This is a genomic window from Albidovulum salinarum (assembly GCF_025673475.1).
Lineage (GTDB): Bacteria > Pseudomonadota > Alphaproteobacteria > Rhodobacterales > Rhodobacteraceae > Albidovulum > Albidovulum salinarum.
On sequence record NZ_JAOVQO010000007.1, the window covers coordinates 1 to 26,030 of the forward strand.

Consider the following 26,030-nt stretch of genomic DNA (forward strand, 5'->3'; position numbering starts at 1 on the left):
AGTGAGAAGCAGGCGCGCTCGATCAAATACCAGATGACCATCGCCAAACTACCGCTGGCCAAGGAGATCAAGGAGTTCGACTTCGAGGCGGCCGAGGTCAACGAGACCCTGATCCGTGATCTCGCCATCGGCGACTTCCTCGATCATCAGCGCAACCTCGTGCTGATCGGCGGCACCGGAACCGGAAAGACCCATCTCGCGGTCAGCATCGCACGTGCCTGCATCATAAACGGCAGACGGGGAAGGTTCTTCAACGTCGTCGATCTGGTCAATAAGCTCGACGCGGAAGCCCGGGCCGAACGGCAGGGCCGCACCGCAGACCTGATCTCCCGCCTGGGCTTCCTGATCCTGGACGAACTCGGCTATCTTCCGTTCGCCCAGACCGGCGGCCAGCTCCTGTTCCATCTGATCAGCAAGCTCTACGAGCGGACCTCGATCATCGTCACGACCAACCTGGCGTTCGGCGAATGGCCCACCGTCTTCGGCGACGCAAAAATGACCACCTCACTCCTCGACCGGCTCACACATCATTGCGAGATCGTCGAGACCGGCAACGAAAGCTGGCGCTTCAAAAACCGGGCGTAACAGCAAGCCGCAACCACGCAGGCCCGCCGCCGCTGCGTTACATGAGGACTACGCAGCGCCGGGCCAGCTCAGCACAAAGGGGGTCAATCTTGGACGCCGATACGGGGTCACGATTGGATGCGGATTGACACTCTGGAACACAAAACGCCGCCCCGAAGGGCGGCGTTTTTTCCCAACCACCTCGGCGAGGTGGTGGTGCCGGTGAAGGGACTCGAACCCCCGACCCCATCATTACGAATGACGTGCTCTACCAGCTGAGCTACACCGGCATCCTTCTCGGTCACGGCCACGAGGCGACCGTACCTTCAATCCCGCGCAGGTTCTCCTGGCCTCGCGTGTCCCGGCGGGCCTTTCGGCCGTTGCGTCTGACGCGCTCGCCCAACCGATCTGCACCGGGTTGGTGGCGGGCTGATAGCATCATCGCAGGCGGGTGTGTAGCCCTAAATTTGCGCTTTCCGGCCAACTTCCTCGTCGAGGATCAGCGCGTCCTCCGCGCGGTCTTCGCTGTTGTCTCTTTCCGCCCCATCGGACGGCTTCACCTCTGCTTCGGCCGGGCTGCCGACGATCAGCGGCAGCATCTCGGAGCCGTTCGGCATCTGCACCGCGCTCTTCGGCGGCTCGCGCCAGCTCAGCGTGTCGAAGCCGCCGCAGTTGTCGCAGGTCGGCGCCCAGTCGGCCTGGATGTTGTGGCACTTGTCGCAGACCCATTGCGGGCCGCGGCTCGCGGTCAGCGCCCGCGTCAGCCAGCCGCGCACGAAGGCGTCGTCCTCGCCCTCACCACGGGCGATCGCGGCGCGAATGGTCAGGCTCCGCGCGGTCGGATGGGCCTCGGTCAGGTCGCCGAGCGCGCGGCGAGCGGCCGGGAAATCCTCGGCCGCGATCAGAAGCTCAGCCCTGAGAAGTCGGGTTTCCTCGTGGTCGGGATGCAGCGACAGCAGCGTGCCGAATCGCTTCAGCCGCTCGGCCGGGTTCTCTTCCGGCTCGATCGCCGCGAAGGCGGCGGCGAGGTCGGGATGGGGCTGCGCGTCCCAGGCCTTCTTCAGCACCCGCGTCGCGTATTTGGGCTTGCCGGCCTGGACGTAACCCTGCGCGGCAAGAACCGCGGCGGGGATGAGGTCGGGCGACAGGCGATTGGCCTCGATCGCCGCCTCGCGTACCTCGATCGGCGCGTCGTCGGAAAAGACCTCCTTGGCCTCCTGCAGCGCGAGAACCGCGTCGCGCCGGCGGTGCACGTCGCGCGGCAGCAGCCCCTGCTTGAGCTTGGTGCCGAGCACCTGGCGCGCGCCCTTCCAGTCGCCTTTCGCGGCCTGAAGTTGCAGGAGCGTGTCCTGCACATCCTCGTGCTTCGGCTTCAGCGCATAGGCCTTCTCGGCCAGCTTCAGCGCGGTCTCGGTATCGCCCTCGGCGAGCTTCTGCTTCATCAGCCCGCGCACCCCGACAAACCGGGTGCGGTCGTCGGCCAGGAGGCGCTTGTAGACCTCCGCCGCACGTTTCGTATCGCCGGTGAGTTCGGCGGCCTGCGCCGCGATCAGGTTGGTCAGTTCCGGCCGGCGGAGGAACTTCTCGGCCCGCGCCGCCTGCGACGTCGCCAGCCGGCCTTCGCCCGAGGCGACCGCCATCAGCCCGTCGGCCAGCGCCTGGTAGCCCTTGCGCTCGCGGTTGCGGTCGAAATAGCGGCTCACCGCGGTCTCGTCGCCGTTGAGGAAGCGCAGGATCGCGACCAGAAGGCCGGCGATCTTAAGCGCCAACCAGAGCAGCAGGACCAGCAGGAGAACCCCAATCACCGCCTGGACCGGCCCGAGGGTGAATTCCATGTTGGCGAGCGTGATGCGGATGCCGCTGCCGGTCTCGGCAAGATAGCCCGCGCCCAGGGTCAGTGCCGCGACAACCGCGACGAAGATTACGATCTTGATGAAGGACCAGATCATCGCAGCCTCACTCCAACGCGTTTCCGATACTCGTCACCGCAGCCTCCGCCGCGATCCGCCGCTCGGCACGGGCGATCCATTCGGCCATGCGCGCGAGCCCGTCCTCGGGCAGACCCTTGAGCTCGCCGATCGCCGCGGCCAGATCGCCGGCTCCAAGGGCGGCCTCGGCGCGCGACAGGACCGCATCGGGATCGTCGCCGGCCCGCGGCGACAGCGACCGCGCGCCGGACTGGCTACGCAGGAAGGCGCCGATACGGTCCATTGTTCCGCCGCCGGCGGTCGCCTTGATCGACACGGCCAGCGCATCGCGCGCGGCGGGCGGGAAAGCGTCGCGCAGCGCGGCGAGCGTCGGGACGCCCTGGGACTGGTCGGTCAGTTCCTGCGGCACCTCGACCCCGGCAGCCGCGAGTTCGGACAGGCTGCCGTTCAGGGTTGCGCCGGTGTCGAGCGCGGTCTGGATCCGGCTCAGGGCAGCCCGGGCGGAGGCCTGCAGGGCGACCGTCTCGGCCTCCTCACGCAACCGCCTGGCGTCTTCCTCGGCGGCGGCGAAGCGGGCGGCGGCAGCTTCCGCGGCCGCGGCGATTTCCTCGCGCGCCGCCTCGTTCGCCTTGCGCTGCGCCTCGATCTCCGAGCGCATCTGCGCCATGTCGCGATCGAAGGCCTCAAGCGCGGTCGCGGAGGCGGCGCCGCTTGCCACCGGGCGTTTCTCGATCGCGGCGAGCCGCGTGTCGAGCGCGCCGATCCGCTGCGCCTCGTTCACCAACCGGTCATCGAGCGCGCTGACCGTCTGGCGGAAGGCGTCGAAATCCTGCGCGAGCTTGGCGGCGCGGGCCGCCTGCGCCTCGGCGGCCTGCGCCGCAGCGGGATCGGAAGCGATCGCGGTGATCTCGTCGGACAGCGCCGAGATGCGCGCCTCCTGCTGGCGGAGCAGTTCGGTGAGCGCGGCGAGTTCCTCGCCGGACTGTGGGGCGGTCAGGAATTGCGGCAACACATAGGTCGCGGCGCCGAATCCGAGGCCGGCGGCGACGACGCCGCCGAGAACAAGGGGCAAAAAGCCGCCGCGCGCCGGCGTCGATGCCGACTCGCTCCCCGAGGGCGTAATGGCTGCGGCGGTCCGCTCCGGCTCGACCTCCGCCGTCGTGTCCGTGGATGCTTCAGCGCGCGTATCGGACGCGTCAAATCCGGTCTCGTCGTAATCGGAAGTCACCGCCGGCTCTTTGGGCGGGTCGGTCTCGTCCTTGTCCGGAGCGGTATCCGTCTCCGGTTCCGACTCGGCCTCGACTTCGGGTGCGTTTTCGACAGCGGTCTCCTCGTCTAATGCCGGAGGCTCCGAAATGTCGGCCTGCGGCGCTTCTTCCGCCGCCGGTTCAAGTGGCGCGGTCGTCTCTTCGGCGCTGCTTTCGGTCGACGCTTCTGCCTGACCCTCGGTCTCGGCCGGCTTGGCGTCGTTTCCGCTGGTTTTCTTGCGCGCTCTGGCCACCGGCAATCCCCCTTCGCGATTATGACGGAAACGGGCCAAAGTCTGCACCGCCCACTTACGTCAATCTAGAGGGCAAGGGCGGGCCCCTCAACCCGTCTTGGCTGCGGCAATGAGCGCATCGAGCGCGTCGAGCATCGCCGCTGCATCGGGTGTTTCCGCCGTGTGCAGACCCTGCGGCGACAGCGCCGCGGCGGCTTCGGCGATCGCGGGGCTCATCGCCGCCACCCAGAGCGGCGCGGCAGTGCCAGCAATGGCGGCGGCGGCAAGCCGTGCCGAGCGCGGCGAGAACAGGGGAAGAAGTACCGGGGTCGTTTCCCGCAGAGCCGTCGTGGCGGCATCCGTAGCCGGGCAGGAAATCTGATCGTAGACCAGCACCGATACAGTGTCTATTCCGGCGGAGTTGAGGCTTTTCGCCATGTCCCGGGCGACATGGACCGGACGCGGCCAGAGCAACCTCGCCGCTTCGCCGGAGGTCGCGATGGCCCGTGCCAGTCCCTCGGCGTCTCCCGGGCCGGCGCGCGTGGAAAACCCTGCGGCGCGGGCCGCAGCCTCCGTCCTCGTCCCGACGCACCAGGCCCTGCCCCGGCCTCCCGGCGTCAGCCGTGCGAAAGCCGCGACGGCGTTCTCCGAGGTGAAGACGAGGTCGCGGCCGTCGTCGGGCAAAGGACCGGGATCGAGGAACCGAATTTCGGTCAGCGGCGAGACGATAACCGGCCAGTCGGCCCCGAACCGGTCGCGAAAGGCGTCCGAAAAGCGCCGCGACTGCGCTTCGGGCCGGGTCAGGAGCAGGATCGGCCGGTGTGATTCCAAGGCGCCCTCGGGATTGTGCGGCTCTCCTGCCGGTGTTACCTGCCTGCTATGCCTCACGCAACCGATGGCACGATGCGCGAACCGATCACGATCCTGGGCCTGGAAAGCAGCTGCGACGACACCGCCGCCGCCGTGGTCCGGTTGTCCGGCGGAAAGCCGGAGATCCTGTCCTCGGTCGTCTATGGCCAGACCGCGCTCCATGCCGATTTCGGCGGCGTCGTGCCCGAGATCGCGGCCCGCGCCCATGCCGAGAAGATCGACCTCTGCGTCGAGGACGCGCTGGAGGCGGCGGGCGTGGCCCTTGGCGCCATCGACGCGGTCGCGGTGACGGCTGGGCCGGGGCTGATCGGCGGCGTGCTGGCCGGCGTGATGTGCGCCAAGGGGATCGCGGCGGGGACGGGTCTGCCGCTCGTCGGCGTCAACCACCTTGCCGGTCATGCGCTGACGCCGCGGCTCACCGACGGGCTGTCCTTTCCCTACCTGATGCTCCTCGTCTCGGGCGGCCACTGCCAGTTCCTGATCGCCCATGCGCCCGACCGGTTCACCCGGCTCGGCGGCACGATCGACGACGCGCCAGGCGAGGCCTTCGACAAGACCGCGAAGCTCCTCGGCCTGCCGCAGCCCGGTGGCCCGGCGGTCGAGGCAGCGGCGCGCGCGGGCGATCCCGCGCGCTTCACCTTTCCGCGGCCGCTCCTTGACCGGCCGGGCTGCGATCTGTCGTTTTCCGGGCTGAAGACTGCGCTCCTGCGCGCCCGCGACGCGGTGGTCGCCGAGAAGGGCGGTCTGACCGAGCAGGACCGCGCCGATCTCTGCGCCGGGTTTCAGGCTGCGGTGTCCGAGGTTCTGGCCGAGAAATCGCGCCGCGCCATCGCGGAGTACCTGGCGCTGGATCCGGCCGAGCCGGTCTTGGCGGTGGCGGGCGGCGTCGCCGCGAATGGCGCGATTCGGGCTGCATTAGAGACTGTTTCGGCGAAAAGCGGGCTGCGCTTCACGGCCCCGCCCCTGGCGCTTTGCACCGACAATGCGGCAATGATCGCCTGGGCGGGGATCGAGCGGTTCCGGCTCGGGCTCATCGACGATGCCGATCTGGTGGCGCGGCCGCGCTGGCCGCTCGATCAGAGTCAGCCTGCGCTGATCGGTTCGGGAAAGAAGGGGGCGAAGGCATGACGATCGCGGTTCTAGGAGCCGGTGCTTTCGGCACGGCACTTGCGGTCGCGCTGGCGCGCCATGGCGCCAGGGTCATGCTCTGGGCGCGCGATGCGGATCAGGTCGCGCGGATGCAGGCGGACCGGATGAACGCCCGCCGCCTGCCCGGTGTGAGCTTTCCGAAGCCACTGGAGGTGACCGCCGATCTGGCGGCGACCGAAGCGGCCGATATCGTGCTCCTCGCAGTGCCGATGCAGCAGACCGCCGGGCTTCTTGCCGCCGAGGCGCGACGGCTCGACGGCCGCGCGCTTGTCGCCTGCGCCAAGGGGATCGACCTCGTCTCGGGGCGGGGTCCGACCGCGATCATCGCCGAGACCTGCCCTTCGGCGCTTCCCGCCGTGCTGACCGGGCCGAGTTTCGCCGCCGATATCGCCCGCGGCCTGCCAACAGCGCTGACGCTCGCCTGCGCCGACGACGCGCGCGGCGCGGTATTGCAGGCGGCGCTGGCGACGCCGGTGCTCAGGCTCTACCGCAGCACCGACTGCACGGGCGCCGAGCTGGGCGGTGCGCTCAAGAACGTCATCGCCATCGCCGCCGGCGTGGTGATCGGCGCCGGGCTCGGCGACAGCGCCCGCGCGGCGCTGATGACCCGCGGCTTCGCCGAGATGAACCGGCTCGCGCTGGCGCTCGGGGCACAGGCCGAGACGCTTGCCGGGCTCTCGGGTTTCGGCGACCTGGTGCTGACCTGCACCTCGACGCAGTCGCGCAACTTCCGCTTCGGCCATGCGCTCGGCGCGGGCGAGGCCTTCGACGCCGCGACCACCGTCGAAGGCGCCGCGACGGCCAAAGCAGTGTCTGTTCTCGCCGAAAAGCACCGACTCGACCTCCCGGTCGCGGCCATGGTCGCGGCCCTCGTCGACAACCGGATCTCGGTGCCCGACGCCGTTTCCGCCCTGCTCTCCCGTCCCCTCAAGAAGGAATGACCATGCTCTTTGCCGTGATCTGCCGCGACAAGCCCGGCCACCTGCAGACCCGCCTCGATACCCGCACCGCGCATCTCGGCTATATCGAGCAGACCGGCATCGTGAAGATGGCCGGACCGCTCATCGAGGCGGGGGAGATGCGCGGTTCGCTGATCGTTCTGGAGACCGACAACCTCGCGGCAGCAGAGGCCTGGGCCGCGGGCGACCCCTACAAGGCGGCGGGGCTCTTCGACAGCGTCGACGTGATCGAGTGGAAGAAGGTGATCGGCTGATGGCCTACTGGCTCTTCAAGTCCGAGCCCGACACCTGGAGCTGGGACCAGCAGGTCGCCAAGGGCGCTGCCGGCGAGGAATGGAACGGCGTGCGCAACTATCAGGCCCGCAACAACATGCGGGCGATGAAACTCGGCGATCTCGGGTTCTTCTACCACTCCAACCAGGGCAAGGAGATCGTCGGCATCGTCGAGGTCTCGGCCGAGAGCCATCCCGACAGCACCACCGACGATCCTCGCTGGGACTGCGTCGACATCCGCGCGGTGAAGCCGCTGGCCCGGCCGGTCACGCTGGAGCAGGCGAAGGTCGAGCCGCGGCTGGCCGAGATGGTGCTGGTGAACAACACGCGGCTCTCGGTTCAGCCGGTGGCCGAGGCGGAGTGGAAGGTGATCTGCGAGCTTGGCGGGCTATAGACCGCGGGCGTTTTCCCCGGCATCATGCGGGCAGGGGAAAATGCGCGAAAGGTCAAAGGGATGGCTTTCTTCAGTGTGATCGTCGCGGCGGCCGCGGCCTATGCGTTCGGCGCCTTCTGGTACATGAAATGGTCGAGCCAGTGGGTGGCCGCGACCGGGATCAGCGTCGATGCCGACGGCAGGCCGCGCAACAAGAGCGTCGTGCCCTATATCATCGCCGGCATCGCGATGCTGGCCGTCGCGGGCATGATGCGGCACATGTTCGGAATGGCCGGGATCGACACGCTCATCAAGGGCCTGGTCTCTGGTTTCGGGCTCGGCACCTTCGTAGCGCTGCCCTGGATCGTCGTGAACTACGCCTATGCCGACCGGCCGCGGCAGCTGATCTATATCGATGGCGGCTATGCGGTGATCGGCTCGACCATCATCGGCGCGGTGCTCGGCCTGTTCTGAAACGACGAAGGGCCCCGGCCACCCGACCGGGACCCTCCTCCACCCCAGTGCACCCCTGCACCGTGCGAAACTGAAAAGGTCTCGGCCGTCCTGGCCTGTAGTTGAGACCCTAGATGGCGTCGCGGATTCGGGCAAGTTCCGAATGTCGACAATATCGTTCAAAACCAGCGCGTTACGGTCAGGTTCGCTTAACGGATCGGCGCGCGTCAGGCGTAGACGGCTTCCTTGCCGAAGTGCTTGACGAGCATGTAGTAGACGACGGCCCGGTACTTGTTGGTCTCCGAACGCCCATAGGTGTCGATCACGGCGTTGATCGCATCCATGAGATGCGGCCCGTCGCCCAGCCCGAGCTTCTTGACCAGGAAGTTGTTCTTGACGGTTTCCAGCTCACCCGCCTGTGTAGCGGCCACGGTCGAGGCATCGGCATCGTAGATCGCGGGTCCGCACCCGATGGTGACCTGTTCGAGAAGCGCCATGTCCGGCACCATGCCGCACTTGGTCTTCAGATCTTCCGCATACGTGGCAATCAACTCGTCGCGTCTGCCCATGGCCATCTCCGCTCTTGCAAATCCGGTATGATATTCCGGGTCATGGCCCCCCGGGGAAGCCGCCCGCGCGGAGGTTAGCGTCGAATGGGCCGTGCGGGCAAAGAAATTTTCCCGAATCGCGAAATGACGGAACGGAACTTCGGTCAGAGACGCGAAAACCGGAACAATGTCACGGGAGGAAAGGGGGCCGGAACCGGCCCCCTTCGGTGGTCAGTAGCGGTAATGGTCCGATTTGAACGGGCCAGCGACGGTGACGCCGATATAGTCGGCCTGCTCCGGACGCAACTCGGTCAGCTTGACGCCGATCTTGGCCAGATGCAGCCGCGCGACCTTCTCGTCGAGGTGCTTGGGCAGGATGTAGACGCCGGGCTTGTAGTCCTTGCCCTTGGTCCAGAGCTCGATCTGCGCCAGCACCTGGTTGGTGAAGCTCGCCGACATCACGAAGCTCGGATGTCCGGTGGCGTTGCCGAGGTTGAGGAGCCGCCCCTCGGAGAGAAGGATGATCCGATTGCCCGAGGGCATCTCGATCAGGTCCACCTGGTCCTTGATGTTGGTCCACTTGTGGTTCTTCAGGCTTGCCACCTGGATCTCGTTGTCGAAATGGCCGATGTTGCCGACGATCGCCATGTCCTTCATCTCGCGCATGTGCTCGATGCGGATCACGTCGCGGTTGCCGGTCGTGGTGATGAAGATGTCGGCGGTCGAGACGACATCCTCCAGCAGCACCACCTCGTAGCCGTCCATCGCCGCCTGCAGGGCGCAGATCGGGTCGATCTCGGTCACCTTCACCCGAGCCCCGGCGCCGCGAAGCGAGGCGGCCGAGCCCTTGCCGACGTCGCCGTAGCCGCAAACGACCGCGACCTTTCCGGCCATCATCGTGTCGGTGGCGCGGCGGATACCGTCCACCAGCGATTCCTTGCAGCCGTACTTGTTGTCGAACTTCGACTTGGTGACGCTGTCGTTGACGTTGATCGCCGCGAAGGGCAGGAGGCCCTTCTTGTGCAGGTCATAGAGCCGGTGGACGCCGGTCGTCGTCTCCTCGCTCACGCCCTTGATCGCGTCGCGCTGCTTGGTGAACCAGCCGGGGCTTTCCTCGAGCCGCTTGCGGATCTGGTTGAAGAGGCAGACCTCCTCCTCCGATCCGGGCGTCTCGATCAGGTGGGTCTCACCGTTCTCGACCCGCGCGCCCATCAGGATGTAGAGCGTCGCGTCGCCGCCGTCGTCGAGGATCATGTTGGCTGTGCCGTCCGGGAACCGGAAGATCTGGTCGGTATAGGCCCAGTAGTCCTCCAGCGTCTCGCCCTTGACCGCGAAGACCGGCACGCCGCTTTCGGCGATTGCCGCGGCGGCGTGGTCCTGGGTCGAGAAGATGTTGCACGAGGCCCAGCGCACCTCGGCGCCGAGCGCGGTCAGCGTCTCGATCAGCACCGCGGTCTGCACGGTCATGTGCAGGCTGCCGGCGATCCGCGCGCCGGCGAGCGGCTTCGCGGCGCCGAATTCCTCGCGCAAAGCCATCAGGCCCGGCATTTCGGTCTCGGCGATGTCGAGCTCCTTGCGGCCGTAGCCGGCAAGCGAGATGTCCCTGATGATGTAATCCTTGGCCATGCGCGTTTCTCCGGGAAAATTCGAGTTGGCGGTCAGATAGCACCGCGCGGGCCGGGCGGCAATCAATGCCCTGACCCGTGCGCCCACAATCCCGGAATGGCCGCGGAGAGGTTTGCGCCGTCAGCCCGACGCCGGTTCGGCGTCGTCGGCCGCATCGGCGGCGGAGGGTGGCGTGAGTTGCCAGTACTCTCCTGAGGCAACGAGACAGCTCATGCCGTTCGGGCGCGTAATGATGATCGAAAAGGTGCCGGTCTCGGCCGAACTCCACAATTCGACGAGCCGCTTGGAGCTCTGCAGCCCGGCGCCTGTCAGGCTCTCGCTGTATTTGCGCGACAGGGTTTCCGTCATCTCGTCGCGGTCGGCGCAGGAGAGCTGCGACTGCGCGAGGGCCGGGGGCGCCATCGCGGCGGCGCCGAGGATCATGGCCGAGGTGAAGATGCGTTTGAACATGGCGTTTCCTTTCCGTTTCCGGCGGTCCGCCATGCCGGGCGGCGCCGCCCGCGTTGCAGAATGCTGTGAAGGAGAGATATGGGTGATGCACCGTCGTCGCCATTAACGACGCGACACAATTCCGCGACCCCGCGCGAGCGGGCCCGACCGACAAGGACCGAAGACCGATGCCCCCGAAACCCGCCCGTGCCTGGCAACGCATGCTGTCGGGCCGCCGGCTCGACCTTCTCGACCCGACGCCGCTCGACGTGGAGATCGAGGACATCGCGCATGGCCTCGCCTTCGTCGCGCGCTGGAACGGCCAGACGGTCGGCGATTTTCCCTATTCGGTGGCCGAGCATTCGCTGCTGGTCGAGGAGATCTTCGCCCGTGCGAATCCCGGCATCGCGGCGCGCTGGCGGCTGGCGGCGCTTTTGCATGATGCGCCGGAATATGTCATCGGCGACATGATCAGCCCGGTGAAGGCCGCCGTCGGGCCCGGTTACGAGGCGCTGGACGAGCGGCTGTCCGTCGCCGTGCATCTGCGGTTCGGCCTGCCGGGCGAGCTTCCCGCCGCGATAAAGACGGCGATCAAGCATGCCGACCGACTCTCGGCCTGGCTCGAAGCCGTGCAGATAGCCGGCTTTTCCCGCGCCGAGGCCGACCGTTTCTTTGGCGTGCCCGATGCGATGACGGTGCGGGGCCTGTCGATCCGGCTCCGCCCGCCGGTCGAGGTGCGTGCCGAGTTCATCGCCCGGCACGCGGCCTTGATGAAGGAAGTGTTTGCCTGACACCTCACCGCCAAAGCCCGATGTCGCGCATCAGGTGGTCGTCGAGATCGGCGAGTTCCCGGCGCAGACGGCGGCGCTCGGCATCGCGGTCACGAGTCGACGGGCCGCGGTTCTGGAACGTAGCGATGCGGAAGGTATCTGCAAGAACGGTTAACATTTTTTTGTCCTCCGACTGGATTTGATGGAGAGAAAATAGCTATTATGAGGGAAAACAGCGAGTCAGAAGGATTTCTGATCTGTTAGTAGAGCTATCATATGCCTGATCTGGACTGGCTTCATTTCCCGCCGCTTCCGGCGCTTCGCGCCTTCGAGGCGACCGCCCGGCTCGGCGGTTTCAGCGCGGCGGCGCGGGCACTCAACGTCACCCATGCCGCGGTGGCCCAGCAGGTGCGCGCGCTTGAGGCGCATCTCGACCTTGCCCTCCTGCGCCGCGACGGGCGGGCGGTCGCGCTGACCGAGGACGGCGCCCGGCTGGCCGCTTCGCTGTCGGAGGGGTTCGGCGCGATCCAGGCCGTCCTGGAAGAACTGCGCGAAGGCGGGGCGGATCGCCCGGTGACGGTGACGCTCACCCCGACCTTCGCGAGCAACTGGCTGATGCCGCGGCTCGGTCGGTTCTGGTCCGAGCACCCTGAGGTCGCGGTCTCGCTCCGCCCCGATCCGCGTGTTCTCGACCTCCGGCGCGAGCGGATCGACTTCGGCATCCGTTTCGGCGAGGGCAGCTGGCCCGGTGTCGAGGCGACCTACCTCACCTCGGCGCGCTACATCGTCGTCGGGGCGAGCAGGCTGTTTCGCGGCCCCGGGCCGCTGAGCCTTGAGGAGATGTCGCGGCTACCGTGGATCCTCGAACCGGACTGGCCGGAACAGCGGCAGTGGATCGCCTGCTGCACCGGGCTCGATCCCGACCGGCTGAACATCACCGAATTCGCCACCGAGGAGCTTGCCCTCTCGGCGGCACGACAGGGATACGGGCTGCATATAACGAGCGCGGCACTTGTCGAATCCGATCTGCGCGCCGGCGAGATGCGGATCGCCGTCGAGACGGAGGACGACAATCCGGGCTATTACATCGTGACGCCGCCGGGCCCGCTGCGGCGCCCGGCACGGATTTTCATGCGCTGGTTGCTGGCGAATGTTTAAATCGCGAGATCATCGAGCGATTTGCCGGCCTTGAGCGCGGCTTCGACCCAGCGCGGCCGGCGTCCGCGTCCGGTCCAGGTTTCCGAACGGTTTTCCGGATTGGCGTATTTCGGCTGGGCGGGTTTTCTTTTCTTGACCGGCTCCACCTCGACCAATTCGGAAAGCGAGAAGCCCATGGCCTGGGCCTGTTCCTTGATCGCGGCAAGCGCCTCGCGCTTCTTGCGCTCCTCGTAATCGTCGATCTTTTTCGTGACCTGCGCCTGAAGGGCCTTGAGCTCTTTCAGCGACATTGTATCGAGATCAGTTTTCACGGAGACGCTCCCTAGTTTCTATTCACGTATTCGGGCCAGATGGGATGGATCCCCGATATACCTTGATCGGTACTAGCGCCTTATTCGTTGCGTTTCCAGTTTATTTAGGGCTGCGTTTCGCCAATATCCTCTGAAGCGTGCGCCGATGCATGCTCAGCCGCCGCGCGGTTTCGGAGATATTGCGGTCGCAAAGCTCGTAAACGCGTTGAATATGTTCCCAGCGGACGCGGTCCGCGGACATCGGATTTTCCGGCGGCGGCGGATGGCTCTCGCTGCGCGACAGCAGCGCGTTGGTAATGTCATTGGCGTCGGCGGGTTTCGACAGGTAATCGACCGCGCCGATCTTCACCGCAGCGACCGCCGTCGCGATCGCGCCATATCCGGTCAGCACCACGACCCGGCAATCGGGCCGCCGCTCGCGCAGGACTTCCACGACGTCGAGCCCGTTGCCATCACCGAGCCTCAGATCGACGACCGCGAAGGCCGGCGGGCGGGACTGGGCGATGGCACGGCCCTCGGCAACGCTTTCGGCGGTTTCGGGTCGAAAACCACGCTTCTCCATCGCGCGCGCCAAGCGGCTGACGAAGGGCGCATCATCGTCGACCAGGAGCAGCGTCCGGTCGGGTCCAAGTTCGTCAAGGTCGTCTTCGGCCATGGTTTCCCCGCATTCGGTTTCACCCGGTTCTAGGGTGTCCGGCGGCGGTGGTCAATTTCACTCCCGCGCGGCCTCGATGAAGCAGGTGGTCCGGCTCGCGATGTCCTCGGGCGTATCGTCGCGCGAGAAAAAGTCGACAAAGCCGATTTCCGGCAGCATCAGATAGGTCTGGGTCATATGATCGACCAGATAAAAGTCGTCGCCGGTACTGTCGGGAACCTTGAAATAAGTACGGTAGCTCTTGGCGACCGTGTTGATTTGTTCATCGGTTCCGGTAAGGCCAATCATTCGCGGATGAATATAATCGGTCCATTCCTTCAGAACCTCGGGCGTGTCGCGCTTCGGGTCGACGGAGATCATGACCGGGGTGACCTCGTATCCCATCTCCTCGAGGATATCGACGGCTTCGGCATTTCGCCCGGTATCGGCCGGGCAGATATCCGGGCAGAAGGTATATCCGAAATAGACGAGGCTCGGTTTCGTGAGAACATCGCGCTCGGTCACGCTGCGCCCGTCCTCGTCGGTCAGGGTGAACGCTCCACCGATCGCCGCGGCGCCGCCGGAGATCCGGCTCTCCCGGCAGGCCTCGAACCGATCGGTGCCATTCACGGTGACCGCATAGATCGCGACCAATCCGATCGCCACGGCAGAGACCGCCGCTGCGGCGTAGGTTCTGGTCGATATCGGCATCTCGTTCCCCCGGTTTGAGCGGCGCCATTGATCGCGCATCCGGCGCCGACTATCAATCGGTAGCGTCGGAATGCGACAACAGGACCCGTGATGACCCAGCCGGACCCCGGCACCCCGACGCAAAGTCCCGGACCCGACCGCATGGAGCGCATTGCCCACAGCGACTGGGTTCGGCTCACCACCCTCGTCCTCCTGCGCTGGACCGCGGTCTTCGGCCAGGCCGCGGCGCTGCTGGTCGCGTGGAAATACTACAGCATCGACCTCGACCTCGGGCTTTGCTTCGCGGTGGTCGGCTCGGCCGTCGTCGTCAACCTCGCGGCGATCTCGATCTATCCGCGCAACAAGCGCCTGACCGAAACCGAGGCGGCGCTGACGCTCCTGTTCGACACCTCGCAACTCGCGCTGCTGCTGTTTCTCACCGGCGGGCTCAACAATCCCTTCGCGCTCCTGATCCTCGCACCGGCGACGATCGCGGCGACGGCGCTGCAGACCCGCGCGACGGTCTTCATCGGGATCGTCACGATCGCGCTCGTGACCCTGATCGCCTTCGTGCACATGCCGCTTCGGACGATCTACGGCAGCCCGGTCGTGGTTCCGCCGATCTTCGGCTTCGGCTTCTGGCTCGCCATCGTCATCGGCGTGGTGTTCCTCGGCCTCTACGCGCGCCGCATCGCCTCCGAGATCCATTCGATGGGCGATGCGCTGCTTGCCGCCCAGATGGCACTGGCCCGGGAGCAGAAGCTGACCGATCTCGGCGGAGTCGTCGCCGCGGCCGCGCACGAACTGGGCACACCGCTCGCCACGATCAAGCTCGTCAGCACCGAGCTTGCGGAAGAACTCGCCGACAGGCCGGAACTGCGTTCGGATGCCGAGCTGATCCGCCAACAGGCGGACCGCTGCCGCGACATCCTGCGGTCGATGGGCCGGGCCGGGAAGGATGACCTGCATCTGCGCAGCGCGCCGCTCGCCGCGGTGCTGCGCGAGGCCGCCGAGCCGCATCTCGGCCGGGGCAAGACCCTGGCGTTCGACATCGGCGACGACCCGCAGGCGGACCCGCACCAACCGGTGATCGCGCGCCGGCCCGAGATCATTCACGGCCTGCGCAACCTGATCCAGAACGCGGTCGATTTCGCGCGCGAGCGCGTCTGGGTCGACGCGTCTTGGACCGATCAGACCGTGACCGTGCGGATCGCCGACGACGGCGACGGCTTTCCGCCCCATCTCATCGGCCGCATCGGCGATCCCTTCATGCGCCATCGGCGCGACGAGATCCGGGCCCAGCGGCCGGAATACGACGGGATGGGCCTCGGGCTCTTCATCGCCAAGACACTGCTCGAACGGACCGGCGCCCGGCTGCGCTTCGCCAACGGCGCCGATCCGTTCCTGTCGGAGGACGAGCGCCCGGCCCGGAGCGGCGCCGTCATCGAGGTGACCTGGCCCCGATCGCGAATCGAGGCGGCCCGCTCCGGCGGGCTCGGGGAGAACCGGCGGATCGATACCTAACACTCGCCACCAATTCGCCCAATGGTTGCAGTATTAACGCCTCTTTGACGCATTAGGCGAAGTGTAACCAAGAGAGAAAGGTTCTCCGGGGAAGAAGCGAGTTGGTGATGATTGAACTGTTTGCCCAGGCTGCCATCCTCTTTGCAACATCACTCGGTTCGGCCGTCGCCGCGTTGCTCTTGTTGTCGTTTCTTCCTCAGCGCCGCAACCCGGCGTCCAGCCTGTCCGGGAATATCCGCGCGCTCGAGCAGGCGGTGTTCCTGTTTGCCGATGACGAACTGATCGATTCGACCCGGTCCGCGCGCGATCTGCTGAAGGCGATTCCGGGTTCAGGCACGGAATGGCAGCGCCTGCACACATTCCTCTCGCAGCGGGTCGACGGCATCGACGACGCTTTCGCCAGCCTGCCTGACCGAGGGGAGGTCGAACTCGAGAGCCGTGGCGAAGCCGAGATCCGCGTCTCTGCGGAATGGCTTGACGGGGTGACGCGCGTGACGATCACCGATCTTTCCGCCGAAGGCCAAAATGTCGTCGTGGATGCGTTGAGCCATCGCGCGGAGCGCCAGGAACTGGAGGCTCTGCGCGAGACTCTCGCGGCCGCGCCAATGCCGGTCTGGCGCACGACAGCCGAGGGCGCGGTCAACTGGGCTAACCCGGCCTATCTCGACCGGATCACCGAGCAGCGCGGGGTCGAGAAAGGCGGCCTGACCTGGCCGCTGCCGCCGCTCTTCGCCGCCGCCACGGCGGAGACGCACGAACCGAGGCGTCATAAGCTGTCCACCGGCACCGGAAAATCCATGCGCTGGTACGAGTGCCACAGCGTTCCGGCCGCGACCGGCACGCTGAACTTCGCCCTTCCTGCCGATCGCGAGGTGAGGGCTGAATCTTCCCTGCGGGAGTTCCTGCAAACCCTCACCAAGACCTTCGCGCATCTTCCGATCGGCCTCGCGGTTTTTGACCGCAAGCGCCAGCTCGCGCTCTTCAACCCGGCGCTCGTGGACCTGACCTCGCTCGGCGTCGACTTCCTGTCGGCGCGACCGTCGCTCGTCTCCTTCCTCGACCGCCTGCGCGAAGCGCGCGTGATTCCCGAGCCGAAGGACTACCACGGCTGGCGCCAACAGATGTCGGAACTGGAGAAAGCTGCCGAATCCGGGCTGTACGAGGACACCTGGACCCTGCCTTCGGGCCAGACCTACCGGGTTACCGGTCGTCCGCATCCCGACGGCGCCGTTGCCTTCCAGATCGAGGATATCAGCTCCGAGATCGCTCTGACGCGCCACTTCCGATCCGAGGTGGCGCTCGGCCAATCGGTCGTCGACACTCTGCGCGAGGCGATCGCGGTCTTTTCGACAGCCGGTGAGCTGATCCTGTCGAATGCCGCCTACGATCGGCTCTGGGGCGTCGAAACCGGTTCGACGCTCGGCACCCCCACGATCGCGGACTCGAGACGGATCTGGCAGGGACGCTCGGAGCCGACGCCGGTCTGGGGCGAGATCCGCGACTTCGTCGGCGCGATCGGCGAACGCACCGTCTGGTCGGCGGAGATTAGCCTTGCCGGAGGAGCGCTGCTCGGCTGCCGCTGCGTGCCGCTCGCCGGCGGCGCGACGCTTGTCGGCTTCGTGCGCAGGGAGGACGACGGGGCGGGAGGACGACCGCGCGAGGGCGGCAGGGCCTCGGTCGCGGCGCTCGATCTCGCCACGCTCTGACGCCGCCGCAATCGCCTTGCGGGCCGGCCGCCAGCCGGTAAAAGTCGGCGCATGACCGATGCCCGACCCGATCCCGCAGCTGCGACCATGATCCTGCCGACACCGGAGGCGACGACCGCGCTTGCCGAATCGCTGGGCAAGCAGCTCGGACCCGGCGACGTGATCCTGATCGAGGGGCCGATCGGCGCCGGAAAATCCCATTTCGCCCGCAGCCTGATCCAGGCGCGCCTGCGCGCTGCCGGACGGATCGAGGATGTTCCGTCACCGACCTACACGCTCGTCCAGGTCTACGAGGTGGACGGCACCGAAATCTGGCACGCCGACCTCTATCGCCTGACCGCGCCGGAGGAGGTTGCGGAACTCGGGCTTGACGAGGCGTTCGAGACCGCGATCTGCCTCGTCGAATGGCCCGACCGGCTGGGCGATTATCGTCCCGGCAGTGCCCTGACCCTGCGGCTTTCACCCTTGCCCGAAGGAGAGACCCGACGGGCATGCCTCTCGGCATCCGGTCCGCGATGGGCTCCGGTTCTGGCTCGGCTCGCGCTGGCCAAGGCAGACCGGCATGGCTGACCGCGCGGATCTCACCCAACGGTTCCTCGCCGCCGCAGGCTGGGATGGCGCGGACCGATCCGCCCTCGCCGGCGACGCCTCGGCCCGGCGCTATGAACGGTTGCGGCTGGACGGCCGCCCCGCCGTGCTGATGGACGCGCCGCCCGAGCGCGGCGAAGGCACCGAGCGCTTTGCGCGGATGGCGGACTGGCTTTCGGGTCAAGGTTATTCCGCCCCGGTAATCCTCGCAGCCGATCACGGCGCTGGGTTCCTGCTCCTCGAAGATCTCGGCGACGCGCTCGTGGCGCGGCTCGTGGCGGAAGATCCGGCGCGGGAGCGCCCGCTCTACACGGCGGCGACCGATTTCCTCACCGACCTCCACCGCCACGCCCCGCCGGACTTCGTCGCGCCGCTCGACGGCCCGGCGCTGGCGGCACTGGTGACGCTCACCCCGCGCTGGTATCTGCCCGGCATCGGCGCGGCCGAGACGCCGGCCGCGTTGGCGCTGCCGGAGCAGATCGCGGAAACGTACCGCCGCCTCGCCGACCCTGCCTTGGTCACCGCGCTCCGCGACTTCCACGCCGAGAACCTGATCTGGCTGCCCGAGAGGCAGGGCCACGCCCGGCTCGGCCTCCTCGACTTCCAGGACGCGGTCGCGGCGCATCCGGCCTACGATCTCGTCTCGCTGCTGCAGGACGCCCGCCGCGATGTGTCGCCCGAGACTGAGACGGCGATGCTCACCCGCTACACCTCCGCGACCGGGCGCGACGCCGACCAGTTCGCCGCCGTCTACGCCCTTCTTGGCGCCCAGCGCGCGCTCAGGATCGTCGGCGTCTTCGCCCGGCTGACGCTGCATTTCGGCAAGCCGCATTACCTCGGCTACCTGCCCCGCGTCTGGGGCTACCTGCAGCGCAACCTCGCCCATCCCGCGCTGGCGGACCTCGCTCGGACGGTGGCCGAGGCGCTGCCCGAACCGACCCCGGAGCGTGTGCAAAGGATCAAGGACCAATGCGGCAGCTACCCGACGCCCTGATGCTCTTCACCGCCGGCCTTGGCACGCGGATGCGCGCGCTGACCACGACCCGGCCGAAGCCTCTGATCGAGGTCGCCGGACGGGCGCTCGTCGACCATGCGCTCGCGCAGGCCGACGGCGCCGGGATCGGGCGCATTGTCGCAAATCTCCATTACCTACCCGGCCAGATCCGCGCCCATCTCGCCCACCGGCCGGATTTGCGGTTTTCGGACGAAACAGAGACGATCCTGGAGACCGGCGGCGGGCTTCGTCACGCGCTGCCGCTGCTCGGTCCCGGCGCGGTCTTCACGCTCAATACCGATGCGGTCTGGACCGGGCCGAACGCGCTCGCCCGGCTTCGTGCAGGCTGGGATCCGGGGCAGATGGACGGGCTCCTGCTGGTCGTGTCGCGGGAGCGGGCGACGGGCCATACCGGACCCGGCGACTTCGGCCTCGATGCCGAGGGGCGGCTCAGCCGCGGCCAGGGCTTCGTCTATACCGGGGCGCAGATCCTCAAGCCCGACGGCCTCGCGGAAATCCCGGACCAGGTGTTCTCTCTGAACCGGCTCTGGGACCGGATGCTCGCCGAAGGCCGGCTCTACGGTGCAGTCCATGATGGCGGCTGGTGCGATGTAGGGCGGCCAGAGGCGATCCCGCTTGCCGAGGCGCTTCTCAACGAGGTGGCACGCGATGTTTGAGCCTTCCGCCACACCGCGCCTCTTCGGCCTGCCGCCCGGTGCCGACTTTCCCGCGGCCCTCGTCTCCGGCCTCGTCGCGAAGATGGCGGATCAGCCGCCTGCGGCGATGGCGCGGGTCACGCTCTACCTCAACACCGGGCGGATGCTGCGCCGGGTCCGGGCCGAGTTCGACCGCCACGGCGCCCGGTTCCTGCCGCGGCTGCGGCTCGTCACCGATCTCGGCCGCGATCCCCTCGCCGGGCTGCCGCCGCCGGTTCCGGCGCTGCGGCGGCGGCTGGAGCTGGCGCAGCTCGTCGCGGGCCTCCTCGCGCGGCAACCCGACTTCGCCTCCGGCACCGCCGCGATCGACCTCGCCGACAGCCTCGCCCGGCTGATGGCGGAGATGCAGGGCGAGGGCGTCGCGCCCGCTGTTTTGGAAGCGCCGGACCTCGCCGAAAACCATGCCGCGCACTGGGAACGGAGCCTCGCCTTCATCCGCATCGTCGCGCGCTATTTCGCCGATGACGCGGTGCCGGACGCAGAGGCGCGGCAACGCCGTATCGTGGAGGCGCTGGCCGAACGCTGGGCGAAGGCGCCGCCCGAGGACCCGGTCCTGATCGCGGGATCGACCGGCTCGCGCGGCGCGACGCTCGCGCTGATGGCGGCGGTGGCGCGGCTGCCGCAGGGCGCGGTGGTGCTGCCCGGCGTCGATTTCGACATGACGGACGCGGCCTGGAACAGTCTCTCTTACGGCCGAATTCCGGCCGAGGACCATCCACAATACCGGTTCCTGAAACTCGTTGAAACGCTCGGCCTGCCCCCCGGCGCGATCCGTTCCTGGCCCGGCGCCGCACCGGATCCTGCGCGCAACCGGCTGATCTCGCTCGCGCTGCGGCCCGCGCCGGTCACCGACCAGTGGATGGCGGAAGGCGCGAACCTCGGCCCCCTCGCGCCCACAGTGGAAAGGCTCTCGCTGATCGAGGCGCCCTCGCCGCGGGCCGAGGCGGTGGCGATCGCGCTCCGCCTGCGCAGGGCGGCGGAGGAGGGCCAGCGGGCGGCGCTGATCTCGCCCGACCGGATGCTAACCCGGCGCGTCGCGGCGGCGCTCGACCGCTGGGGGATCCTGCCCGACGACAGCGCCGGCCAGCCGCTCGCGCAATCCGCGCCGGGCCGGTTCCTGCGCCATGTCGCGGGGCTTCTCGGGCGGCGGCTCTCGGCCGAGGCGCTGCTGATCCTGCTCAAGCACCCCCTGACCGCGACCGGCTCGCATCTGCGCGGCGACCACCTGCGCTTCACCCGCGATCTGGAACTGAAGCTGCGTCGCAGCGGGCCGCCCTTTCCCGAAGGCGCCGATCTTCGCTCTTGGGCGGAGGCGCGCGGCGAGGCCGAGCGGATCGCCTGGGCCGACTGGATCGGCGGCTGGATCGCCGGGCTAGACGCGGGCAGAAAACGCCCGCTTTCGGCATGGACAGAGACGTTTCTGGCGCTCGCGGGCAAGATCGCGGCCGGTCCGGGCGGAAGCATCGGCGACAGCGAGCTCTGGCGCGAGGAGGCGGGCCGGGTCGCCCTCGCGGCGATGGAGGAGTTGCGGCGGGAGGCCAGGCATGGCGGCGACTACGGGCCGGCCGAGTTCGCCGACCTGATCGCCGCGCTCCTCGGTCAGGGCACGGTCCGCCGCATCGAGGGCACGCATCCCCTGATCGCGATCTGGGGCACGCTCGAGGCGCGGGTGCAGGGCGCCGATCTGGTGATCCTCGCCGGGCTCAACGAGGGCATCTGGCCGGCACTGCCCGCGCCCGATCCGTGGCTGTCGCGGCAGATGCGGCTGAAGGCCGGGCTTCTGTTGCCCGAACGTCAGGTCGGTCTCTCGGCGCACGACTTCCAGCAGGCGGTGGGCGCGCCCGAGGTGATCCTGTCGCGGTCGATCCGCGACGACGAGGCCGAAACCGTACCCTCGCGCTGGCTGGCGCGGCTGACGAACCTGCTCGACGGCCTGCCGGAGCAGGGCGGGAAGGAGGCCTTGGCCGATATGCGGGCGCGTGGCGCGGGCTGGCTTGGCCTTGCCGCCGCGCTCGAGGCGCCCGAGACCGCGACGGACCCCGCCCGTCGCCCGGCACCGCGCCCGCCGGTCGACGACCGGCCGCGTGAACTCGCGGTGACCGGGATCCGCACGCTCATCCGCGATCCCTACGCGATCTATGCCCGCTACATGCTCCGGCTGAAACCGCTCGACCCGCTGCGCGCCACGCCCGATGCCCGCCAGCGCGGCCAGGTGCTGCACCGGATCGTCGAGGAGTTCATCCGCAGCCGGCCCGAGGGTGAAACCGAAGTGGCCGCCCGCGCCCGGCTGATGGCGCTCGCCGAGACGATCCTCGGCGAGGAGATCCCCTGGCCCAGCGCGCAGCGGATCTGGCTCGCCAAGCTCGGCCGCGTCGCCGACAGCTTCGTCGCCGCCGAGTCCCGCCGCGAGGCGCGGGGCGTGCCGGTGATCCTTGAGAAGAAAGGCTCTGTTCCGCTCGAATCCGGCCGCTTCACGCTCAGCGCCAAGCCTGACCGGATCGACCTACTCGATGACGGAAGCGTGCATATCTACGACTACAAGACCGGTCGCCCACCGAGCGACAAGCAGGAGGAGGCGTTCGAGAAGCAGCTCCTGCTCGAAGCGGCAATGGCCGAACGCGGCGGCTTCGCCGATCTCGGCCCGCGCGCGGTCGAGGGGGCGACCTACATCTGGCTCGGCGGCGATGGCGGCGAGAAGCCCTCGAAGATCGACGACGCGGTGATTGCCCGGGCCTGGGCCGAACTTGAAAGGCTCATCGCCTCCTACCGCCGCCGCGAGACCGGATACGCCTCGCGCCGGGCGGTGTTCGAGGCGCGGCGCGACGGCGACTACGACCACCTCGCGCGGTTCGGCGAATGGGAGATGGGCGACGGGCCGGAACCGGAGGATGTCGGATGAGGCGCAACGACGCGAGCGAGGCCCAGGTCCGGGCCGCCGATCCGGCGCAATCGACCTGGCTTTCAGCCAATGCCGGCTCCGGCAAGACGCGGGTGCTGATCGACAGGGTGGCGCGGCTCCTGCTCGGGGGCACCGAGCCGCAGAAGATCCTCTGCCTCACCTATACCAAGGCGGCGGCGAGCGAGATGCAGAACCGGCTTTTCCAGCGGCTTGGCGGCTGGGCGATGCTGCCCGAGCCGGAGCTGCGTGAAGCACTTGGCGAGCTCGGTGTCGATGACAGGATCGACGCCGAGACGCTGGCCCGCGCGCGCCGGCTTTTCGCGCGCGCGATCGAGACGCCGGGCGGTCTGAAGATCCAGACGATCCACTCCTTCTGCGCCGCGCTTCTGCGCCGCTTCCCGCTCGAGGCGCGGATCTCGCCGGGCTTCGCCGAGCTTGACGATCGGGCGGCAAAGTTGATCCGCGAGGAGATCCTTGAAGAGCTTGCCGCCGGCGCGGATGTCGGGGCTGTCGATGCGATCACCGCGCATTTCTCGGGCGACGACCTCGCGGGCTTTCTCGCCGATTTGTGTCGGAACAGTGACGCTTTTTCTTCCCCGCTCGCCCGCGATGGGGCGCTCGCGCTTTTCGGTCTGCCGACGGAATTCGCGGCTGCCGACCTCGTGGCCGAGGCCTTTATGGGCGGCGAGGCCGAGGTCATCGCCGCGCTCGTGCCGCTGCTCGCCGCCAGCGGGCCGAAGGACGCGAAGGCGGGGCTGAAGCTCGCGGGCCTGTCGTTCGATCCGCCGGGTCTCGCGACGATCGAAGGGCTGGAAGGCGTGCTGCTTTACGGCAAGGACGCCAAGGCTGGCGCCTTCGCCGCGAAGATCGGCGATTTCCCGACCAAGGGCCTGCGCGAGGGCCCGGCGGCCGCGCTGATGCCGCGGATCGAGGCGCTGATGCGGCGCATCGAGGCCGGGCGCGACCGCCGGATAGCCCTTCTGGCGGCCGAGAAGACCGCGGCACTCCACCGGTTCGCCGCCGCCTTCCTGCCGCGCTATGCCCAGCGCAAGGCCGCCGCCGGCTGGCTCGACTTCGACGACCTCATCACGCGCGCCGCCTCCCTGCTCTCCGACCGCTCGGTCGCGGCCTGGGTGCTGTTCCGGCTCGACGGCGGCATCGACCACATCCTCGTCGACGAGGCGCAGGACACCAGCCCCGGCCAGTGGCAGGTGATCGAGCGGCTGGCCGAGGAGTTCACCGCCGGCGAGGGCGCGCGGGGTGCCGCGCGGACGATCTTCGTCGTCGGCGACAAGAAGCAGTCGATCTACTCCTTCCAGGGCGCCGATCTCACCGCCTTCGACGCGATGAAAGCGCATTTCGCGGCCAAGTACGCCGCCGTTTCCGTCGGCTTCCAGCAGCAGGAACTGATGCATTCCTTCCGCTCCTCGGACGCGATCCTGAGGGTCGTCGACCTTACGTTCGACGAGCGCGTCAACCGCGGGCTCGGCGGGTTCGCGAAGCATATCGCCTTCAACAGCGGCCTGCCGGGCCGGGTCGACCTCTGGCCGCCGGTGCCGAAGGCGGAAAAGCCCGAGCCCGAGCACTGGTACGACCCGACCGACATCCTGCCCGAGGACCACGAGACGGTGATCCTCGCCCGCCGCATCGCCGCCGAGATCCGGCGGATGATCGAGACCGGGGTGCAGATCGTCACGAAGGGTGCCGCGCGGCCAGTCCATGCCGGCGACTTCCTGATCCTCGTCCAGCGTCGCTCGGACCTCTTTCACGAGGTCATCCGCGCCTGCAAGGCCGAGGGTCTCGACATCGCCGGCGCCGACCGGCTGAAGATCGGCGGCGAGCTTGCGGTCAAGGATCTCTCCGCGCTCCTGCGCTTCCTCGCCACCCCCGAGGACGACCTGTCGCTCGCCGCCGCCCTGCGCTCGCCGCTCTTCGGCTGGTCGGAAGCCGAGCTTTACGACCTCGCGCATGGAAGGGGCGAGCGCGTCTTTCTCTGGACCGCGCTCCGCGAGCGCGGCGGCGATTTTCCCGAAACGCTCGCGGTGCTCGATGATCTGCGCAAGCGGACCGACTTCCTGCGGCCCTACGATCTCGTCGAGCGGATCCTGACCCGGCATGACGGGCGGCGGAAGCTGCTCGCCCGGCTCGGGGTCGAGGCCGAGGACGGGATCGACGCGCTCCTCAACCAGGCGCTCACCTTCGAACAGGCCGAGGCGCCGAGCCTCACCGGCTTCCTCGTCTGGCTCGAGGTCGACGAGGTGGAGATCAAGCGGCGGCTCGACACCGCCTCGAAGGCGATCCGGGTGATGACGGTGCATGGCGCCAAGGGGCTCGAAGCGCCGATCGTGATCCTGCCCGACACCGCGAAACGCCGTGACGAACTGCGCGACGAGATCCTGATCCTCGACGGCAGCCCGGTCTGGAAGACCCGCGACGCCGAAAGCCCGGCGGCGATCGGCGCGGAACGGGCGCGCCTGATCGAACGCCAGCGCGAGGAGCGGATGCGGCTTCTCTATGTCGCGATGACGCGGGCGGAGAACTGGCTCATCGCCTGCGGCGCCGGCGATGTCGGGCAGGGGGCCGAGAGCTGGTACGGGCTCATCGCCGATGCGGTGGAGAAGGCTGGCGGTGCGGTCCTGCCGGGTGGGGTGAAGCGGTTCGAGCATGGCACTTGGCCCGCGAATGCGGCACCTGACGCGGCCGAGGCCGAGCTGCGCCCTGTAATCCCCGGCTGGGCACGCGATCCCGCGCCGGTTCCGGCCGAGGCGGAGAAGCCGCTCTCGCCCTCCGGGCTCGGTGGCGCCAAGGCGCTTCCCGGCGAGGCGGGGCTCGACGAGGAGGCGGCGAAGCGCCGTGGCACCTTCCTACACCTCCTGCTCGAACACCTGCCGCTCTGGCCCGAGGCCGACTGGCCGGAGATCGCCGCCGCGCTTCTCGTCTCGGGTGAGGAACCGGGCGATCCGGGTGAAACAGAGACGCTTATGGCCGAAGCGAGCGGGGTTCTCGCCGCCCCCGGCATGGCGCCCCTGCTCGCCGCGGGCGCGCTCGCCGAGGTCGAGGTGACGGCGCGCCTGGCAGAGCTCGGCGGCCGCGTCGTGCATGGCACGATCGACCGGCTGCTCATCGAGCCCGACCGGGTGCTCGCGGTCGATTACAAGTCGAACGCCGTCGTGCCCGGCGCGCCGGATCTTGTTCCCGACGGAATCCTGCGCCAGATGGGCGCCTATGCCGCGATGCTCGGCCAGATCTATCCCGACCGGCGGATCGAGACCGCGATCCTCTGGACGCGGACCGGGCAGGTGATGCCGCTGCCTCCCGAGATCGTGAGGGAGGCGCTGCTCGCGACTACCATCCCTTGACGCGCTCCATAGGCGCCCATACTTTCTTG

At 68.2% G+C, this 26,030-nt stretch carries 25 protein-coding genes and 1 tRNA gene; 15 read left to right on the forward strand and 11 right to left on the reverse strand.

Translation table 11 applies throughout. The features are described from left to right. Positions 1 to 585, forward strand: a 585-nt coding sequence (gene istB, locus OEZ60_RS08465) for an IS21-like element helper ATPase IstB (RefSeq protein ID WP_263335074.1), incomplete at its 5' end; no start/stop codon positions are given. Positions 586 to 778: 193 nt separating this feature from the next. On the opposite strand, the gene OEZ60_RS08470 is transcribed toward istB, so the two are convergent. The 4 genes from OEZ60_RS08470 to OEZ60_RS08485 all read right to left on the reverse strand — a co-directional run bounded on the left by OEZ60_RS08470 (position 779) and on the right by OEZ60_RS08485 (position 4,803). Next, positions 779 to 854 (reverse strand) — tRNA-Thr (locus tag OEZ60_RS08470). A gap of 171 nt (positions 855 to 1,025) precedes the next feature. Continuing rightward, positions 1,026 to 2,513, reverse strand: coding sequence for a heme biosynthesis protein HemY (locus OEZ60_RS08475; protein ID WP_263335075.1), 1,488 nt, complete (start codon positions 2,511 to 2,513; stop codon positions 1,026 to 1,028). A 7-nt stretch (positions 2,514 to 2,520) separates the two neighbouring features. Beyond that, on the reverse strand, positions 2,521 to 3,993 hold the full coding sequence (locus OEZ60_RS08480) for a COG4223 family protein (protein WP_263335076.1): 1,473 nt from the start codon (positions 3,991 to 3,993) through the stop codon (positions 2,521 to 2,523). Positions 3,994 to 4,080: 87 nt separating this feature from the next. Then, positions 4,081 to 4,803, reverse strand: a complete 723-nt coding sequence (locus tag OEZ60_RS08485; RefSeq protein WP_263335078.1) for a uroporphyrinogen-III synthase — start codon at positions 4,801 to 4,803, stop codon at positions 4,081 to 4,083. 72 nt (positions 4,804 to 4,875) lie between these two features. On the opposite strand from OEZ60_RS08485, the gene tsaD reads away from it, so the two are divergent. Genes tsaD through OEZ60_RS08510 form a run of 5 tightly spaced genes read left to right on the forward strand, consistent with a single transcriptional unit; the run spans position 4,876 to position 8,070 of the window. Further along, positions 4,876 to 5,970, forward strand: coding sequence for a tRNA (adenosine(37)-N6)-threonylcarbamoyltransferase complex transferase subunit TsaD (tsaD, locus tag OEZ60_RS08490; protein WP_263335397.1), 1,095 nt, complete (start codon positions 4,876 to 4,878; stop codon positions 5,968 to 5,970). Continuing rightward, a complete protein-coding gene (locus OEZ60_RS08495) occupies positions 5,967 to 6,932 on the forward strand; it encodes an NAD(P)H-dependent glycerol-3-phosphate dehydrogenase (RefSeq protein WP_263335080.1) in 966 nt (321 codons plus the stop codon). Before tsaD ends, OEZ60_RS08495 begins: the two co-directional genes overlap by 4 nt. 2 nt (positions 6,933 to 6,934) lie before the next feature. Next, positions 6,935 to 7,204 carry a YciI family protein gene (locus OEZ60_RS08500; RefSeq protein ID WP_263335399.1) on the forward strand — a complete coding sequence of 90 codons (270 nt, stop codon included), beginning with the start codon at positions 6,935 to 6,937 and terminating at the stop codon, positions 7,202 to 7,204. After that, positions 7,204 to 7,617 (forward strand): EVE domain-containing protein, encoded by a 414-nt coding sequence (locus OEZ60_RS08505; RefSeq protein ID WP_263335083.1) that lies wholly within the window; start codon positions 7,204 to 7,206, stop codon positions 7,615 to 7,617. Before OEZ60_RS08500 ends, OEZ60_RS08505 begins: the two co-directional genes overlap by 1 nt. A 60-nt stretch (positions 7,618 to 7,677) precedes the next feature. Beyond that, positions 7,678 to 8,070 carry a DUF1761 domain-containing protein gene (locus OEZ60_RS08510; RefSeq protein WP_263335085.1) on the forward strand — a complete coding sequence of 131 codons (393 nt, stop codon included), beginning with the start codon at positions 7,678 to 7,680 and terminating at the stop codon, positions 8,068 to 8,070. 206 nt (positions 8,071 to 8,276) lie between these two features. Here the strand turns inward: OEZ60_RS08510 and OEZ60_RS08515 are convergent, their stop codons facing one another. From OEZ60_RS08515 to OEZ60_RS08525, 3 genes are all read right to left on the reverse strand, one after another. Then, on the reverse strand, positions 8,277 to 8,618 hold the full coding sequence (locus tag OEZ60_RS08515) for a DUF2853 family protein (RefSeq protein WP_263335087.1): 342 nt from the start codon (positions 8,616 to 8,618) through the stop codon (positions 8,277 to 8,279). A gap of 210 nt (positions 8,619 to 8,828) precedes the next feature. Beyond that, the gene (gene ahcY / locus OEZ60_RS08520) at positions 8,829 to 10,223 is read right to left on the reverse strand and encodes an adenosylhomocysteinase (protein ID WP_263335088.1); all 1,395 of its coding nucleotides are present in this window, start codon (positions 10,221 to 10,223) and stop codon (positions 8,829 to 8,831) included. Between the two features lie 120 nt (positions 10,224 to 10,343). Next, on the reverse strand, positions 10,344 to 10,673 hold the full coding sequence (locus OEZ60_RS08525) for a hypothetical protein (RefSeq protein WP_263335090.1): 330 nt from the start codon (positions 10,671 to 10,673) through the stop codon (positions 10,344 to 10,346). A 167-nt stretch (positions 10,674 to 10,840) separates the two neighbouring features. On the opposite strand from OEZ60_RS08525, the gene OEZ60_RS08530 reads away from it, so the two are divergent. Next, positions 10,841 to 11,443 carry an HD domain-containing protein gene (locus tag OEZ60_RS08530; protein ID WP_263335092.1) on the forward strand — a complete coding sequence of 201 codons (603 nt, stop codon included), beginning with the start codon at positions 10,841 to 10,843 and terminating at the stop codon, positions 11,441 to 11,443. A gap of 4 nt (positions 11,444 to 11,447) precedes the next feature. On the opposite strand, the gene OEZ60_RS08535 is transcribed toward OEZ60_RS08530, so the two are convergent. Continuing rightward, entirely contained in the window at positions 11,448 to 11,600 is a 153-nt protein-coding gene (locus tag OEZ60_RS08535; RefSeq protein ID WP_263335093.1) for a DUF1127 domain-containing protein, read from the reverse strand. A gap of 98 nt (positions 11,601 to 11,698) precedes the next feature. Between OEZ60_RS08535 and OEZ60_RS08540 the strand changes: the two genes are divergently transcribed. Continuing rightward, a complete protein-coding gene (locus OEZ60_RS08540; RefSeq protein ID WP_263335095.1) occupies positions 11,699 to 12,580 on the forward strand; it encodes a LysR family transcriptional regulator in 882 nt (293 codons plus the stop codon). On the opposite strand, the gene OEZ60_RS08545 is transcribed toward OEZ60_RS08540, so the two are convergent. From OEZ60_RS08545 to OEZ60_RS08555, 3 genes are all read right to left on the reverse strand, one after another. Beyond that, positions 12,577 to 12,891 (reverse strand): H-NS histone family protein, encoded by a 315-nt coding sequence (locus OEZ60_RS08545; RefSeq protein WP_263335097.1) that lies wholly within the window; start codon positions 12,889 to 12,891, stop codon positions 12,577 to 12,579. The two genes, OEZ60_RS08540 and OEZ60_RS08545, sit on opposite strands and share 4 nt — an antisense overlap. A 100-nt stretch (positions 12,892 to 12,991) precedes the next feature. Then, positions 12,992 to 13,546, reverse strand: coding sequence for an ActR/PrrA/RegA family redox response regulator transcription factor (locus tag OEZ60_RS08550; protein WP_263335098.1), 555 nt, complete (start codon positions 13,544 to 13,546; stop codon positions 12,992 to 12,994). Positions 13,547 to 13,603: 57 nt separating this feature from the next. Next, complete coding sequence (locus tag OEZ60_RS08555) at positions 13,604 to 14,236, reverse strand: SCO family protein (protein WP_263335100.1); 633 nt, start codon at positions 14,234 to 14,236, stop codon at positions 13,604 to 13,606. Between the two features lie 141 nt (positions 14,237 to 14,377). On the opposite strand from OEZ60_RS08555, the gene regB reads away from it, so the two are divergent. The 7 genes from regB (at position 14,378) to addA (ending at position 26,001) form a co-directional block, all read left to right on the forward strand. After that, the gene (regB, locus tag OEZ60_RS08560) at positions 14,378 to 15,739 is read left to right on the forward strand and encodes a sensor histidine kinase RegB (protein ID WP_263335401.1); all 1,362 of its coding nucleotides are present in this window, start codon (positions 14,378 to 14,380) and stop codon (positions 15,737 to 15,739) included. Between the two features lie 107 nt (positions 15,740 to 15,846). Then, the gene (locus tag OEZ60_RS08565; RefSeq protein ID WP_263335102.1) at positions 15,847 to 17,445 is read left to right on the forward strand and encodes a PAS-domain containing protein; all 1,599 of its coding nucleotides are present in this window, start codon (positions 15,847 to 15,849) and stop codon (positions 17,443 to 17,445) included. Positions 17,446 to 17,496: 51 nt separating this feature from the next. After that, entirely contained in the window at positions 17,497 to 18,015 is a 519-nt protein-coding gene (gene tsaE / locus OEZ60_RS08570) for a tRNA (adenosine(37)-N6)-threonylcarbamoyltransferase complex ATPase subunit type 1 TsaE (RefSeq protein WP_263335104.1), read from the forward strand. Then, on the forward strand, positions 18,008 to 19,027 hold the full coding sequence (locus OEZ60_RS08575) for an aminoglycoside phosphotransferase family protein (protein ID WP_263335106.1): 1,020 nt from the start codon (positions 18,008 to 18,010) through the stop codon (positions 19,025 to 19,027). The genes tsaE and OEZ60_RS08575 overlap by 8 nt, the downstream gene beginning before the upstream one ends. Further along, positions 19,003 to 19,704, forward strand: coding sequence for a nucleotidyltransferase family protein (locus OEZ60_RS08580; protein ID WP_263335108.1), 702 nt, complete (start codon positions 19,003 to 19,005; stop codon positions 19,702 to 19,704). The genes OEZ60_RS08575 and OEZ60_RS08580 overlap by 25 nt, the downstream gene beginning before the upstream one ends. Continuing rightward, a complete protein-coding gene (gene addB, locus OEZ60_RS08585; RefSeq protein WP_263335109.1) occupies positions 19,697 to 22,642 on the forward strand; it encodes a double-strand break repair protein AddB in 2,946 nt (981 codons plus the stop codon). The genes OEZ60_RS08580 and addB overlap by 8 nt, the downstream gene beginning before the upstream one ends. Beyond that, positions 22,639 to 26,001 carry a double-strand break repair helicase AddA gene (gene addA / locus OEZ60_RS08590; RefSeq protein ID WP_263335110.1) on the forward strand — a complete coding sequence of 1,121 codons (3,363 nt, stop codon included), beginning with the start codon at positions 22,639 to 22,641 and terminating at the stop codon, positions 25,999 to 26,001. Before addB ends, addA begins: the two co-directional genes overlap by 4 nt. Positions 26,002 to 26,030: the final 29 nt, after the last annotated feature.

Excerpts from the sequence above, each read along its gene's own strand:
- tsaD (WP_263335397.1), top strand. The coding sequence starts at position 4,876 with ATGCGCGAACCGATCACGATCCTGGGCCTGGAAAGCAGCTGCGACGAC.
- tsaE (WP_263335104.1), top strand. The coding sequence starts at position 17,497 with ATGACCGATGCCCGACCCGATCCCGCAGCTGCGACCATGATCCTGCCG.
- OEZ60_RS08535 (WP_263335093.1), bottom strand. The coding sequence starts at position 11,600 with ATGTTAACCGTTCTTGCAGATACCTTCCGCATCGCTACGTTCCAGAAC.
- addB (WP_263335109.1), top strand. The coding sequence starts at position 19,697 with ATGTTTGAGCCTTCCGCCACACCGCGCCTCTTCGGCCTGCCGCCCGGT.
- OEZ60_RS08495 (WP_263335080.1), top strand. The coding sequence starts at position 5,967 with ATGACGATCGCGGTTCTAGGAGCCGGTGCTTTCGGCACGGCACTTGCG.
- OEZ60_RS08530 (WP_263335092.1), top strand. The coding sequence starts at position 10,841 with ATGCCCCCGAAACCCGCCCGTGCCTGGCAACGCATGCTGTCGGGCCGC.
- OEZ60_RS08510 (WP_263335085.1), top strand. The coding sequence starts at position 7,678 with ATGGCTTTCTTCAGTGTGATCGTCGCGGCGGCCGCGGCCTATGCGTTC.
- OEZ60_RS08565 (WP_263335102.1), top strand. The coding sequence starts at position 15,847 with ATGATTGAACTGTTTGCCCAGGCTGCCATCCTCTTTGCAACATCACTC.
- OEZ60_RS08580 (WP_263335108.1), top strand. The coding sequence starts at position 19,003 with ATGCGGCAGCTACCCGACGCCCTGATGCTCTTCACCGCCGGCCTTGGC.
- OEZ60_RS08525 (WP_263335090.1), bottom strand. The coding sequence starts at position 10,673 with ATGTTCAAACGCATCTTCACCTCGGCCATGATCCTCGGCGCCGCCGCG.
- OEZ60_RS08575 (WP_263335106.1), top strand. The coding sequence starts at position 18,008 with ATGGCTGACCGCGCGGATCTCACCCAACGGTTCCTCGCCGCCGCAGGC.
- OEZ60_RS08505 (WP_263335083.1), top strand. The coding sequence starts at position 7,204 with ATGGCCTACTGGCTCTTCAAGTCCGAGCCCGACACCTGGAGCTGGGAC.
- regB (WP_263335401.1), top strand. The coding sequence starts at position 14,378 with ATGGAGCGCATTGCCCACAGCGACTGGGTTCGGCTCACCACCCTCGTC.
- OEZ60_RS08555 (WP_263335100.1), bottom strand. The coding sequence starts at position 14,236 with ATGCCGATATCGACCAGAACCTACGCCGCAGCGGCGGTCTCTGCCGTG.
- OEZ60_RS08515 (WP_263335087.1), bottom strand. The coding sequence starts at position 8,618 with ATGGGCAGACGCGACGAGTTGATTGCCACGTATGCGGAAGATCTGAAG.
- ahcY (WP_263335088.1), bottom strand. The coding sequence starts at position 10,223 with ATGGCCAAGGATTACATCATCAGGGACATCTCGCTTGCCGGCTACGGC.
- OEZ60_RS08500 (WP_263335399.1), top strand. The coding sequence starts at position 6,935 with ATGCTCTTTGCCGTGATCTGCCGCGACAAGCCCGGCCACCTGCAGACC.
- OEZ60_RS08540 (WP_263335095.1), top strand. The coding sequence starts at position 11,699 with ATGCCTGATCTGGACTGGCTTCATTTCCCGCCGCTTCCGGCGCTTCGC.
- OEZ60_RS08475 (WP_263335075.1), bottom strand. The coding sequence starts at position 2,513 with ATGATCTGGTCCTTCATCAAGATCGTAATCTTCGTCGCGGTTGTCGCG.
- OEZ60_RS08550 (WP_263335098.1), bottom strand. The coding sequence starts at position 13,546 with ATGGCCGAAGACGACCTTGACGAACTTGGACCCGACCGGACGCTGCTC.
- addA (WP_263335110.1), top strand. The coding sequence starts at position 22,639 with ATGAGGCGCAACGACGCGAGCGAGGCCCAGGTCCGGGCCGCCGATCCG.